Source organism: Singulisphaera chitinilytica, from assembly GCF_049331405.1.
Lineage (GTDB): Bacteria > Planctomycetota > Planctomycetia > Isosphaerales > Isosphaeraceae > PoT.
In genome coordinates, this window is sequence record NZ_CP186274.1 from 5,487,014 (window position 1) to 5,499,191 (window position 12,178).

The window sequence follows — 12,178 nt, forward strand, 5'->3', positions numbered from 1 at the left end:
CTCGCCATGGAGCGGATCTGCAAGAGTCACCGCTGTGGCCACGTCTTTTTCTTCGTCGTATTCAACACCATGAACATAGCGAGGAAACCCAAGGCAGTTCTCTCATTCCGCCAGCAACTTGCCAATAACATTAAAAGTGTTTTTGTTTATGAATTTTTATCAGTTTACCTCTTCTCGTTATTCCCCTTTTCGAATCAATCTTCCAGCGGTTTCGTCGGAACCGAACTGAAAACGAGTCAGAGAATCCCCTTGCCGAACTTCGACGAATCCCTCCCATAAATCAGCCCCACCACACATCCAATTTTCTTCATTTCTTCTGCGACCTTGTGACCAAACGACCTTCATCGTGCGAGATCTTGCCCGCGCCGATGTCTCCCCAGGCGCATCAAGTCCCACTCGTCCGCGATTATGGCGGCTCGCAGGCCAGACATTGGCGTGTGATTTGCTAAAGATGGTCGACGGCCGCGAGATCCCACGGCGCTCGCGATCGAGTACCATCCTCGCGCATCGCCGGCGGCGACCTCAACCTTATTTTCAAGCCGGTTGCCGGGTCGGATCGGATTGGGAGCGACATCGAAATTCATTCGATCGCTCATAATCTTGCGGCTTTGCATGAAGCCATGAACGACGGGACGCCCTGCCCTCGCCGCGGACGTCAGTCGACACGGTCTCGCCTTGGAGCGAGCCACTCGGGACCTTACGCAGGATCCGCGTGACTCACCGAACGTTTGGTGCCAGGCCCTGTGCCGAACTCGCATCGATTCCATAAATGAAAGCCTGGCGACAGCCTTCCGCCACGACCTGGATGGCTGACACGCGACGGCTTATCGTGGAGAATCCACAGATGAGTGGAGTGTTGGAGCAGGAACCAAAGTCAAGAAAAGAAGCAACTTACCCCGGCAAGGATAATCCATTGCCCGAAAACGCGAACCGCCCTTCCTTATCACTGGGTGCCGCCGTATTACCCGAAGGCGGGGTTCGGTTTCGAGTGTGGGCGCCTAAGTGCCAGGCTGTGGACGTCCTCATCTACGGCGGGCCGGGATCGGGCGAGCAGGGAGACGGAAACCCCGTCGCATTCCCCCTGTCCGCCGCCGAGGGAGGCTACTTCGCGGGCGAAATCGGCTCGGCGGGCCCCGGAACCCTCTACCGCTACCGACTCGACGGCCGCGACGCCTTCCCCGACCCGGTCTCGCGCTTCCAGCCCGAGGGCCCCCACGGCCCCTCCCAGGTCGTCGACCCGACGACGTTCGCCTGGACCGACGCCGAGTGGACCGGCCTCCAGCTCAAGGGGCAGGTCATTTATGAATTACACATCGGCACGTTCACGCAGGAAGGCAACTGGGACGCCGCCGCGCGTCAGCTCGCCGAGTTGAAGGAGTTCGGGATCACCTGCATCGAGGTCATGCCCGTCGCCGAGTTCGTCGGCCAGTTCGGTTGGGGCTATGACGGCGTCGACCTCTACGCCCCCTATCATGTTTATGGCTCCCCCGACGCCTTCCGCCGCTTCGTCGACGAGGCGCATCGGCTGGGCCTTGGAGTGATCCTCGACGTCGTCTACAACCACCTCGGCCCCGACGGCGCGTACCACCGCCAGTTCTCCGACAACTACTATCACCAGGTCCGCGACAAGACGGAGTGGGGCGACGCCCTCAACTTCGACGGCCCGCACTGCGAGCCCGTGCGCGAGTTCTTCGTCGCCAACGCCGGCTACTGGATCGAGGAATTCCACCTCGACGGGCTCCGCCTCGACGCCGTCCATGCCATCCACGACCACTCGGACGAGCATATCGTCGCCGCGATCTCGCGACGGACGAGGGAGTTGGCCCGGGGCCGCTCGATCCTCCTGATCGCCGAGGATGATGCCCGCGACGTGATCCGGACCAGGGAACTCGAGCGCGGCGGCCAGGGGCTCGACGCCCAGTGGAACGACGACTTCCACCATAGCGCGGTGGTGGCCCTCACCGGCCGCGCCGAGGCTTATTACTCCGACTTCCAGGGGACCCCGCAGGAGCTGATCTCCTCGATCAAGTGGGGGTTCCTCTTCCAGGGGCAGTACTCGCGATACCTCAAGCAGCCCCGGGGAACGTCGACCTTCGGCCTGCCCGCCGCCAACTTCGTCACATTCCTCGAGAACCACGACCAGGTCTCGAACTCGGCGCGCGGCGACCGCCTCCACACCCTGACCGGCCCCGCCGAGTTCAAGGCGATGACCGCGGCCTGGCTGCTCGCTCCCGGCACTCCCATGTTCTTCCAGGGGCAGGAATTCGGGGCGTCGAACCCGTTCCTCTATTTCGCCGATCACGTCGAGGAGCTGGCCGAACTGGTCCGCAAGGGCCGCCACGAGTTCCTGGCCCAGTTCCGGAGCATCACGCACCCGGACCTCGAAGCATACCTGCCCGACCCGAGAGATCCGAAGACGTTCACGTCATCCAAGTTGGATCTGTCGGAGCGTAGCTCGCACGACGGGCTCTACACGCTGCATCGCGACCTGCTCAGGCTGAGGCGTGAGGACCCGATCTTCCAGGCCCAGAACAGCGAGCGAATCCACGGCGCGGTGATCGGCCCCGAGGCCTTCGCCCTCCGCTACTTCGGGGAAGGTGACGACTGCCGGCTCGTGGTGATCAACCTCGGCCGCGACCTCTACCCGAACCCGACGCTCGAGCCGCTCCTGGCCGCCCCCCTCGGCAAGCGCTGGGAGATCCTCTGGTACTCCGAGCATCCGAGTTACGGCGGCTGCGGCGCCCCGCCGGTCGAGACCAACGACGAATGGCGGCTCCCCGGCCGCACTGCCCTCGTGCTCGCCCCTGCTCCGCTACCCGAGTGATCCGCAGCGGATACGGCTCCAGCGCAGGAGACCAGATCGCCCGGCCTACCCCCGGATCGTCCTCGCGACCTCGGGTTCGCCGGGCGATGGGCGTTAATCTTTCGGATCGTCAGGCCGCCTTCGAATCCTTCGAGGACGACGACTGGACGCTCGCCAAAAGGATGGCGATGGCCATCAGCACGGTCAGATAGAAGACAAAAAGCCCGGCCGGATCGTCGGCCTGCTCGGCGCCGGGAGAGGCGGCCGGTACGGATCCCGGAAACGGGAACGCCTGAACCGAATCGCTCGAAGGATCGACGTCGAGGACGATGGGGGCCGATGAATTCCCGAGCAGATCGTCGAGGAGGCTCGCGAGCGGGACGTCTCTTCCCGTATAAGGGCCGCGGCAGACTTCTCCCTTGAACAGGAGACGCTCAACCCGAACGGGCGGAAACGTCGCCCGCAAGCGGTCGACGGCGTGCTTGACCCGCGAATGGCCGAGTGCCTGCCCGCAGGTGGGGAAGGATGCGAACCAGTGGTCGGGGCGCTTGGCGATGAGTTGCTTGCGACAGCGCTCGGCGATGACCGCGTCCTCGGGGCCGCTCTCGGCCACGGCCAGCGTCATGAGGGCGTCACGCACCGTTCGACGGCCATCGCGTTCGGCCAACCAGGCGAGCCGCAAGAATTGCTCGGCCGACATACTCGATCTCCTCCCTGCATCCATCGACCCAACCCGATACGCCCGAGCCCCATGCCCTCGGTTCAAGCAAACCCATCAAGCCACGCCTCAACCCTTTCGGACTGAACTCGGCCAGTCACGCAACGTCACGGCTCGCACCATCGCGATCGGCGAGGGTCCTGAACTTTCCACACACGACTCGTCGTCAGGCAGGGCCGATCTCGAAAGACAACGGCGTGGAACCTCCTGCTTACCGGGAGTAGCAGCTTGATCCAGCTCTCTCATTGTCTCCCATCGGCGTTTGATGCCACGATCTTTCCTCAATCTCCCAACCCCCCAAAACCACCTGGATTCCGAGTGTTAGAAATGGGGTTTCCGATCGCCGGGAGGGACCACTATGCTTTGAGCGGCACCTTGAACCCCCGCGGAGTTTCGGTCTGATGCGAATCCTGCTGGTGACCTCGTTCCCGATCCCCGGAACCTACGACGGCACGGCGATGCTGCCGATCAAGATCATGCGGGCGTTGAAGTCCCGCGGGATCGATGTCGTGATCGCCTACCTGAAGCTCCGCCCGCCCTTCGGGGGGATCAAGCGCGAGGAGTTCGAGGGGACCCCGCTCTACACGCTGGCCCCCGGCTCGTGGGGCCGAGGCCTGCGTCAGATCGCCAAGCAGTTCCCCTTCGACCTCGTCCACGCCCAGCACTACGGCGGGGCCACGCGGAGCTTCTTCGCCTGCCACCGCAACCGCTGGCCGATGGTCTACGAGATCCACTCGCTCCTCGGCGACGAGGTGGAGCGAAGCCGACTCGGCCGCGGCCCGGTCTTCCGGATCTATATGAAGCTCGAGCGTGCCGTCTGCCGCCACGCCGCCGCGGTCATCACGCTGGGCGAGCCGGTCAAAAAGGTCGTGATCGAGGAGAAGAAGGTCCCGAGCGAGCGCGTCTCGGTGATCTACCCGGGGATTGACCTCGGCGAATTCGAGCGGCCGAGCGACCCGGTGACGATCCCCGGCGTCGGCCCCGAGCATAAAGTCATCATGTACGTCGGGAGCATCGTGCATCCCAACCAGGGAGTCCCGATCCTGATCTCGGCCCTCCCCCAGATCTTCGCCGAGTGCCCCGACGCCCGCTGCGTCCTGGTCGGTGGTCCCGCCGAGGCCGGCGGGACCTATCGCGAGGAACTCGGCATCTACGGCGACCGCCTCGTCGTGCTGACCGACCAAACCCCCGCGCAGGTCGTTGCCCTCTCCCGACGCGCCGACGTCCTGGTCCACCCCCGCCTCGCCTGCCGCGAGAATTACTCCGTCCAGAGCAAGATCGCCGTCTACCTCGCCGCCGGCCGCCCGATCGTCGCAACGGATTTCGGCGACTATACCAAGATCCTCGGCGAGACCGGCGCCGGCTACCTGACCGAGGTAGCCCCCGCCCCGCTCGCCCAGGGCATCCTGAAGGTCCTCGGCGACCCCGACCTCTCCTCCCGCCTCTCCGCCGCGACGATCCCCGTCGCCCACGAGTACTTCGGCATGGAGCGTAACATCGACCGCTACCTCGACGTCTACCACCAGGCCCTCGCCGACGGCCCCCGCTAAGCCCCACAATCCGCAACCTCGATTTTGCAGTATACCTTGACACTCCGCGGTCTCATACCTATTATAAGGCCTCTTCGCCATCGTAGCTCAATCGGCAGAGCACCGCTTTCGTAAAGCGGGGGTTGGTGGTTCAACTCCACTCGATGGCTCTTTCATCGGCTCCACGATCTTGGGATTGTCGAGTCCACATACAAACACTCCATTGACGTATACTACGGTATACGATAAAATGGGGCGACTTTGACGGAGCATGCCTTTCGCGGGGCCCCCGAGTGCAACTTTCTCAGGGTGTGAACTCGGGGGCCCTTTTGCCCGCCAGACGGTCCCACCAAATACATTCGCTCCCCAGAAATACACAGGGGGGGCGCTGACAAAACTCAAAAACGGACTTAACCCGTTGCGAGTTCTGGTGTTCCGCCAAAAACATAGCGCTGACAAAACTCAAAAAAACGCTGACAAAACTCCCCGACGAAGGGTTTTTCGGGGGCGTCTGACGCATGTCAAACGGCCCCGAAATGGAGTTTTGTCAACGTTTTTTTGAGTTTTGTCAGCGCTCGTTTTTCGAGCTAAACCTTAGCCTAATCGAGACTTAAGCTCGTTTTTTAGTTTTGTCAGCGCCCTTCCGGTAAGTCTTCTCATTCGAGGGCTTCATCAGCAGCACGCGAGGATTCACGTCGAAGGCCTCCCCCGCAGGCCTCCCCGTCGCGTTGCGCGGCGGTTCATACTCCCGAATCGCGTGCCTCGCCTCGAGCCAGGCCAGACCCCGGGAGAGCCCATTGGGATCTACGTCAAATCGCCGGTCGAGGTCCCGTTTCAGCTCGCGGAGCGTGAAACGCGGGCGACGCTTCCGGAGGATCCATTCGAGGATCGCGCGGCCATCGGCCCCCCCTTCGATGCCTCCCACCATCGCGGCGAGCACCTTGCGGAAGTGCGCCTTGAAGTATTCGCAAACCTTGATGGCACGCTGGACCGTGGCGGCGTCGATCGTCTCAACGTCGGCCTCTTTCTTCCCGCAGGCCCAATGCAGTTCGTGAAGGATGAGGATGAGCTTGGGCAGGTGCCCGCAGAACTTCGACCAGGCCGGCCGGAGTCGGGGGTTGAAGTCGCTGCGCTCGGTCTCGCCCATGTGCTCGACGATCCATTTCTCATAAGGCTTCCGGGCGGCAGCCGAGAGCTTGCGGACGTGAGGCCTTTCGAAGCCATGCTGATCAATCGCGAGGCCCCGATTCCAGAGCCGCTTGAGGGCGGTCCTCCACGTCTTCACGTTCGCGTCTTCCAGGCCACGCCAATGGAACTCGAATTTCACGGGCTCCGGGAAGGCGTACAGGAACCGATCGACGAAGCCGTCTACGACTTCCTTCCCCTGGAATTGGTCGGCCATCAGTGAGAGCTTGCCGGGCACGACGTTACCGGCGATCGCCATGAACGGATTGGGGGCGTAGCAGCGATCCTGCCCCTTGCGATCGCTGTCGAAGGGCGTCCCGTTGTAGAGGGATAGCCAATTATCTCGGTCGTTCCCGCTCCCTCCCTTATACTGGTTCATGCCGGCGATGAGGCCGGAGAGCTCATCTTGGACGTTGATGAGGCCCCGGGGGTTGTCTTGCAGGATCGGGCCGAGGGACTCGAAGGTCACGTTGCGAACCGAGATCCGCCTCGCCGGCGGTGCCTCGCCCATTTTGATGGGTTTGCCCGCAGCCGTCTTTTTATCTCCCGCCTTGACCGAAGACTTCCCGAGACGCTTCAACGTATCCGCATTGGCCTTCTCCATCTCGGCCTTCATTTTCTCCTCTAAATGCTCGATGTAGAGCTCCTTATTGATGACGGTGATCGGGTCGAGCGCCGCCTCGAGCGCGTGAGATTTCGCGGTCCCCGAGTCGGCGACGACGGCAACCCAGAGATTCGCGGGTTGAAGCCACGAGCTCTTGACCTGGAGTAGCACCGATCGCCCGATCGCGGCCCCCACGGCGACCAGTGCGGGGGCGGCGATGAAATCGGGAGGGCATGGATACGTCTTCGCGCCGTCTTTGATAAGGGCGACGAGCGAGGCCGGCAGGACGTCGAGCGGGAAAGGTACGGTCGGCTCGGCCCCCTCCAGCTCCGGCTCCTGCCAGGTCGAGTCATCGTCCAGCCCCACGAGCGAGGCGATTCGCGACTCGATCCGGCTCGACAGCTCGCGATCGGACAGCCCACGGCTCACATCCGAGACGAGGGCGCTCGCCTCGCGCTGGACATGCCGGAGCCGCGAGTTGCGGCGCAGGCCCTCGGCGACCATCCGGAACTTGACCGTGTCGACGACGCTGGCGAAGACGCTCACGATCGCGGCGAGGATCTCGGCCCGGTCCTCGGCCGACCTCCCCCGGCCCGCGTGCTCGGCCAGCTTCGAGGCCTCGACCGGATCGCCCTGCCTGCCAAGGTCGACGATCGCGGCGAACAGCTCGGGATGCCACTCTTGGCCCAGGTCGCTCCCGTCCAGGATCGAGAGGACTTCGGGAATGACCTCCGGCTTGCTCGCCATCGTGGCGAGCAATTCCCGCTCGGCCCCGACGTCGTGGGGCATGAGCGCCGGCGGCGGGAACGGGACGGATGACTTGCCCCGGGCCCGGCCGGATGGCTTGCCCATCGGAGGCAGGCCGGGCGCGTACGCCGCGATCGTGACAACGTCGGCCGGGCTCCCGGTCGAGGCCCCGAGCTCGAGCAACCCGTTCTCGCTCGCCCAGATGGTCGCCTTGGCCCGGTCGGCCCCTCGCGCCTCGGGATCGCGGAGGATCGCCGAATAGGTCTCGAAGTCGGCCCGGTCGACCCCTTCCTTCATCGCGAGCTCGATGGGCTCGAACCTCACCGCCTTTGCCTTGGCCTTCCTCATGCGCGGCCCCCTTCCTTCGCGAAGAGGGGACCGGCCGGGGGAAGCTCGGCCTCGGCCGAGATGACGACGGAATCGGTCCACGCCGGCCAGCGATTGGCGTCGACGGGCGCGGCGAACGCGACACGGCGAGTCCACGCCGGCCAGGCGTGATGGGACTCGGCCTTCAACGCGGCCTGGAATGAGAGATCCGGGAAGGCCTTGCGGACGGCATGGCGCAGCGGCGCCGGCGAGGACATTGAGTCCCCGCGAACGATCTTCGACATCTGACACTGACCTTTCGCTTTGGCGGCGAAACCGGGCGCAAACTTTCTCAGGGTGTGAGCCCGAACATCGACGCGGAACCAAGAAAGAACCGAGGGAGCAAAGAGAACCTTCGCCGGAGCGCGCTACCCATTAGCCGCCGGCGAAGGCCCATCGGCGATGCCACGCATCGCCGAAGACACTGTCGCGAGACCGATCTAAGTCGATCGAGGGTTGGATAGCACTCGGCCCATTCAAGCTATCCCGATCTCGCGTTGCCTTCAATGGCACTGATTGCTTGATGGAGGTCGATCCAGTAGACTCGCCCCCTTCGGCGTGAGCATCACCACGCGACAAACCGAACCGGGGGTAACTCCCCGATTCCCTGCGCCCTCGTCGGAGTGTGATGCCTCCGCCGAGGGCGTTTGCATTTGGACTTCGATGCCAGGCGACGTCATCCGTTCCAAGATCGCGGGAGTGACCTTCACCAACGGCGACGGGACCCGAAGGCAGGATCTGATCAGGGCCTATTGCCGGCCCGGCCTCAGGCTCGGTGTGGTGATCGAATGGGACAACCCCCATGCCACGGAGAGCGCGGCGATAGCCCTCTGTCTCGAGGACGGGAGGCAGTTGGGATACGTCCGGAACAATGACCGGCTCGTCGCCAGGCTCCTCGCGCACCTGGTGGGCGGCGGCTCCTTGGAGGTGCGCGTTCTGCAAGTCACCGGCGGCGAGGGAGACAAGGAGAACCTCGGGGTCAACATCGAGATCAGGCTGTTGTCCTCGAGCGAGAAGCCCCGTCCGGCGGGCCACGAATCCGACGACTCTTGGGAGAGGGCCTTGAGCGCGGAGACCCAGCCTGCGGGCTACGACTTCAACGCCTCGCGTAAGGCGCCGGATGGATGTCTCGCGGGCTGCCTGCCCTCGCTCTTGATCGTCCTTTCCTTGCCGATCACTCTCCCCTTCGCCGCGATCCGGCGAGCCCCGGCGGCGTACCGACGGCTCCCCGAGTGGGCACGCCCGATCGTGTGGGGACTCGGCGCGGGCCTGGCGTTCCTGCTCCTTGTGATCCTCCTTCGCTCCGGGAGGAAGTGATTTCACGCCGGGCGAAAGCTCCTTGAACCCTGGTCCCGTTGAGCCGATGATGGATTCGTCCGAACCGCTATGCACGTCACGCCGCTCGAGGAGCGTCCTCGAGCGGTTTATCATTTCGAACGCCAGGCCTTGAGCTCGACCGGCTTCCGAGCGACCACGTAGCCGAAGGCGATGAGTCGTTCGACGACCACATCCCAAGGCCCCTCGAGCTCCGTCCGCAAGCCGTTCGCGTCGAGACAGACCACCCGCATCCGTTTCGCCGGTTGAAACACCAGCTCGACGAACGGAGTGCGCCGGAAGTCGAAGCCGTATTCTTGCGGCTCGAGCGATATCGTGAGCATAGGCTTTTCCATGATGCGGCTCCATCAAAGGCCGACCTCCGTCCTGTGATCCTCGATCCAAGCGTTTGCTTTGGCGAGCTTGCTCTCGCTCGCCTTGAGGCATGCTCGGGCGTCGGCGATCTCGCGGCCGAGGACCGCGAGCCAGGCGTCGGCGGCTTCGTCATAGGTCGGATGGTAAGAGCCGAATTGGTTTCGGCGATTGACGCGTTGAGTCGTCTTGCCTTCCTTCAACTCGGCGTAGCACTTCGAGCTCGAGACGACCGTCACTCGCTCGATGCGATGCGAGAGCAGGTTGCAATAGAACCAGGTCTGTTCAGCTCCCATTCTCGGCCTTCCATTTCATGAGGACCTGATAGAGCGAGCCGGCCATGAGATGATCTCGAATCGCATCGTCCCGAAGCGGACACCAGTCGGGCGTATCCCATCGGGTATCGCCGACGCGTTTCTTGCCGCCGCATTGGGGATGCGTGCAATAGACGTCGCTCCCCGAGTCGCCTTGGACTCGGTAGCTCTCGGAAGTCTCATGCTTGCAGTTGAAGCATGAGAGGACGATGCGAACCGAAGGCCCGTTCGTCTGGCTCAACCTTCACCCCCCTCGACGCCGACCAGGTCGACGCGCATTTGAATTGAGATCCTCTCCCGGATGCACGTCTTGACCAGGTACTTCCAGCCGGGCGAGCCGTGCGACACGGAGACGGGTACGTTGCCGAGGCCGATCGCCTCGAGCAGCTTGGCATCGACCTTCCGGCGAGGCACGTACCTCGGCGGAAGGCCCCGGCGGATGGGCGGTACCAGGGCGAGCGAGAGTTGCCGGCGAGGCTCGTCGGAGAGGTCATGAGTCACACGGTCGACCTTATGACGTTTGGCCATCGCTCTCGACCTCCACCTTGAACGGCTCGACGTTGGCGAGGACATACACGATTTTGTTTTCGGGCCCGGCGTAGCGGGTCTGACGCCATGCGTCCTCGAAGTCGAAGACGCCGGCCAGGTCCTCGCTCCTCGCGTACCCCTTGCCTTCGGGCGCCCACCACAACTCATGACGTCCCGACCAGATTCGGACCTGCCTACCCTCCAAGTGACGTCGCATCGAAGGCACGAGATTGATTGAGTTGAGAGCGATCCTCACGATGAGCTCTCCTCATCGCTCGTGACTTCGCCACCGAACAACGTCGGCTGGTCGATGAGCTCGTCACACGCGTTGTCGAATTCGCGCTCGAGGCGCCTCGACAGCTCGAGGACGGCCGGCGACCTATCGCGGTAATACTTGCTCTGCGCCGCCCGCATCTTCCGGCCGAGCTTGGCCAGTTGCCTTGCACTCATCATGTTCCTGCCCCCAATCACGGATAGCTGAGTCGAAGGCCTCTTCCATACCGGGCAGGACCCTTTGTCCTGGCAGGTCTCGGGGGAGGCTCTTGCGATGTCGTTTGTTGATGGGTTTGTGGATGCCTCGCACATACAGGGCGAACGTTTGCAGCCAGACTTTGTAGTGGTAATACCGCCGCTCGCCGAACGGGTATCCCGTCGAGACGAACCTTTCGAGCTCCCGGCCCTCGAGCCCCTCGGCCTTGCCTCGCGCGAGCGATCCGATGATTTGCTGACGAGCCGGCTCGCGACTATCGCTCTCGCGCCAGTGCCTTCGACGACGCATCACCGCATCAGCTCCCGAAGGGCGGACAATCCTTCCGGCTCGCAATCGAGCTCGAGCATGGTGAGCAGGCTCGAGGCGGATCGGTCGTGGATCCGCCGGCGACGGCAGAACGTGAGGGCGATGAGGCCGATGGCCAAGGCGACCTCGCCGGCTTCATAGGTCGCTTGGATGAGGCAGTCGAACGAACGGTCGAGCGACTCCTCGCGGTTCGCGACCTCTTCCGAGGCGAGGTAGCGCTCGACGAACTCGGCCTGCTTGGGCGCGTTCAGCACATGCCGAGTCGTCGGTATTGGCTTGTCCGACATGGCTCAGTTCCTTTCCGGCTTGTGGAGCATGAGCTTCGAGGCCTGGCCGAATGAGAGGCCCGACGCTCGGAGCTTCCAAATCGCTCGGGACGTCCCCCGAACCGAGAGCTTGAGGCATCGGGTATGGACGTAGCCCGACGCCTTGAAGGGCTGGACTTTGCCTTTCTTGCCGATGAGGTCCCCGAGCTGGATCTCACGTCCGCAGAAACAGCATCTCTCGCCTTGGAAATCGATCGACATTAGCGACCCCTATTTGGAGATGAGTTGGGATTAAGTCAGGACCATTTCAGGACCGGACTTGCCCCAACTTATCCCACACGCTATAACGAGTCAAGCGGTATTGGTCCCAAGTTGGTCCTTCATGAGGTACTCTTTAGGGGGTTCTATGTCCCAAGTAGCCTTGAGGCCGAAGACGATGGCGAAGAAACGAGCGACGGGCGACGACGTCGCGAAGGGCGAAGGCGAGGATTTGACCCAGGTCAAAATCTTCCTCAACGCCGCGCAGCTCGATGAAGTGAAGGCGGCGGCGGACAAGCGAGGCTTGCCCGTCGCGTCGTTCGTCCGCATGGCGGCGGTGAAGGAAGCCGAGCGCGTCAAGCAGGGGAGGGATTGACC

The 12,178-nt window shown here is 63.3% G+C and carries 15 protein-coding genes and 1 tRNA gene; 5 read left to right on the plus strand and 11 right to left on the minus strand.

Annotation, left to right across the window (positions count from 1 at the left end):
- The first annotated feature begins 844 nt into the window (after positions 1 to 844).
- Entirely contained in the window at positions 845 to 2,824 is a 1,980-nt protein-coding gene (gene treZ / locus ACOYYX_RS21835) for a malto-oligosyltrehalose trehalohydrolase (protein ID WP_422923670.1), read from the plus strand.
- A 109-nt stretch (positions 2,825 to 2,933) separates the two neighbouring features.
- On the opposite strand, the gene ACOYYX_RS21840 is transcribed toward treZ, so the two are convergent.
- On the minus strand, positions 2,934 to 3,503 hold the full coding sequence (locus ACOYYX_RS21840; protein WP_422923671.1) for a hypothetical protein: 570 nt from the start codon (positions 3,501 to 3,503) through the stop codon (positions 2,934 to 2,936).
- 419 nt (positions 3,504 to 3,922) lie between these two features.
- Between ACOYYX_RS21840 and ACOYYX_RS21845 the strand changes: the two genes are divergently transcribed.
- Entirely contained in the window at positions 3,923 to 5,071 is a 1,149-nt protein-coding gene (locus ACOYYX_RS21845) for a glycosyltransferase family 4 protein (protein WP_422923673.1), read from the plus strand.
- Positions 5,072 to 5,147: 76 nt separating this feature from the next.
- Positions 5,148 to 5,220, plus strand: a tRNA-Thr gene (locus tag ACOYYX_RS21850).
- Positions 5,221 to 5,660: 440 nt separating this feature from the next.
- Here ACOYYX_RS21850 and ACOYYX_RS21855 read toward each other — a convergent pair.
- Both ACOYYX_RS21855 and ACOYYX_RS21860 read right to left on the minus strand, forming a co-directional pair.
- Entirely contained in the window at positions 5,661 to 7,934 is a 2,274-nt protein-coding gene (locus tag ACOYYX_RS21855) for a DUF3987 domain-containing protein (protein ID WP_422923674.1), read from the minus strand.
- Positions 7,931 to 8,197, minus strand: coding sequence for a hypothetical protein (locus ACOYYX_RS21860; RefSeq protein WP_422923676.1), 267 nt, complete (start codon positions 8,195 to 8,197; stop codon positions 7,931 to 7,933). The genes ACOYYX_RS21855 and ACOYYX_RS21860 overlap by 4 nt, the downstream gene beginning before the upstream one ends.
- Before the next feature lie 418 nt (positions 8,198 to 8,615).
- Between ACOYYX_RS21860 and ACOYYX_RS21865 the strand changes: the two genes are divergently transcribed.
- Positions 8,616 to 9,269, plus strand: a complete 654-nt coding sequence (locus tag ACOYYX_RS21865) for a hypothetical protein (RefSeq protein ID WP_422923678.1) — start codon at positions 8,616 to 8,618, stop codon at positions 9,267 to 9,269.
- Positions 9,270 to 9,379: 110 nt separating this feature from the next.
- On the opposite strand, the gene ACOYYX_RS21870 is transcribed toward ACOYYX_RS21865, so the two are convergent.
- From ACOYYX_RS21870 to ACOYYX_RS21905, 8 genes are all read right to left on the minus strand, one after another.
- Entirely contained in the window at positions 9,380 to 9,622 is a 243-nt protein-coding gene (locus ACOYYX_RS21870; protein WP_422923680.1) for a hypothetical protein, read from the minus strand.
- 12 nt (positions 9,623 to 9,634) lie between these two features.
- Positions 9,635 to 9,934, minus strand: coding sequence for a hypothetical protein (locus tag ACOYYX_RS21875; protein WP_422923682.1), 300 nt, complete (start codon positions 9,932 to 9,934; stop codon positions 9,635 to 9,637).
- On the minus strand, positions 9,924 to 10,193 hold the full coding sequence (locus ACOYYX_RS21880; protein WP_422923684.1) for a hypothetical protein: 270 nt from the start codon (positions 10,191 to 10,193) through the stop codon (positions 9,924 to 9,926). The genes ACOYYX_RS21875 and ACOYYX_RS21880 overlap by 11 nt, the downstream gene beginning before the upstream one ends.
- Positions 10,190 to 10,480, minus strand: coding sequence for a hypothetical protein (locus ACOYYX_RS21885; protein ID WP_422923686.1), 291 nt, complete (start codon positions 10,478 to 10,480; stop codon positions 10,190 to 10,192). Before ACOYYX_RS21885 ends, ACOYYX_RS21880 begins: the two co-directional genes overlap by 4 nt.
- A complete protein-coding gene (locus tag ACOYYX_RS21890; RefSeq protein ID WP_422923687.1) occupies positions 10,464 to 10,697 on the minus strand; it encodes a hypothetical protein in 234 nt (77 codons plus the stop codon). The genes ACOYYX_RS21885 and ACOYYX_RS21890 overlap by 17 nt, the downstream gene beginning before the upstream one ends.
- Before the next feature lie 35 nt (positions 10,698 to 10,732).
- On the minus strand, positions 10,733 to 10,933 hold the full coding sequence (locus ACOYYX_RS21895) for a hypothetical protein (protein WP_422923689.1): 201 nt from the start codon (positions 10,931 to 10,933) through the stop codon (positions 10,733 to 10,735).
- Between the two features lie 324 nt (positions 10,934 to 11,257).
- Positions 11,258 to 11,563 (minus strand): hypothetical protein, encoded by a 306-nt coding sequence (locus ACOYYX_RS21900; RefSeq protein ID WP_422923691.1) that lies wholly within the window; start codon positions 11,561 to 11,563, stop codon positions 11,258 to 11,260.
- 3 nt (positions 11,564 to 11,566) lie between these two features.
- Positions 11,567 to 11,803 carry a hypothetical protein gene (locus tag ACOYYX_RS21905; protein WP_422923692.1) on the minus strand — a complete coding sequence of 79 codons (237 nt, stop codon included), beginning with the start codon at positions 11,801 to 11,803 and terminating at the stop codon, positions 11,567 to 11,569.
- 175 nt (positions 11,804 to 11,978) lie between these two features.
- Between ACOYYX_RS21905 and ACOYYX_RS21910 the strand changes: the two genes are divergently transcribed.
- Positions 11,979 to 12,176 carry a hypothetical protein gene (locus ACOYYX_RS21910; RefSeq protein ID WP_422923694.1) on the plus strand — a complete coding sequence of 66 codons (198 nt, stop codon included), beginning with the start codon at positions 11,979 to 11,981 and terminating at the stop codon, positions 12,174 to 12,176.
- The last annotated feature ends 2 nt before the right edge of the window (positions 12,177 to 12,178 follow it).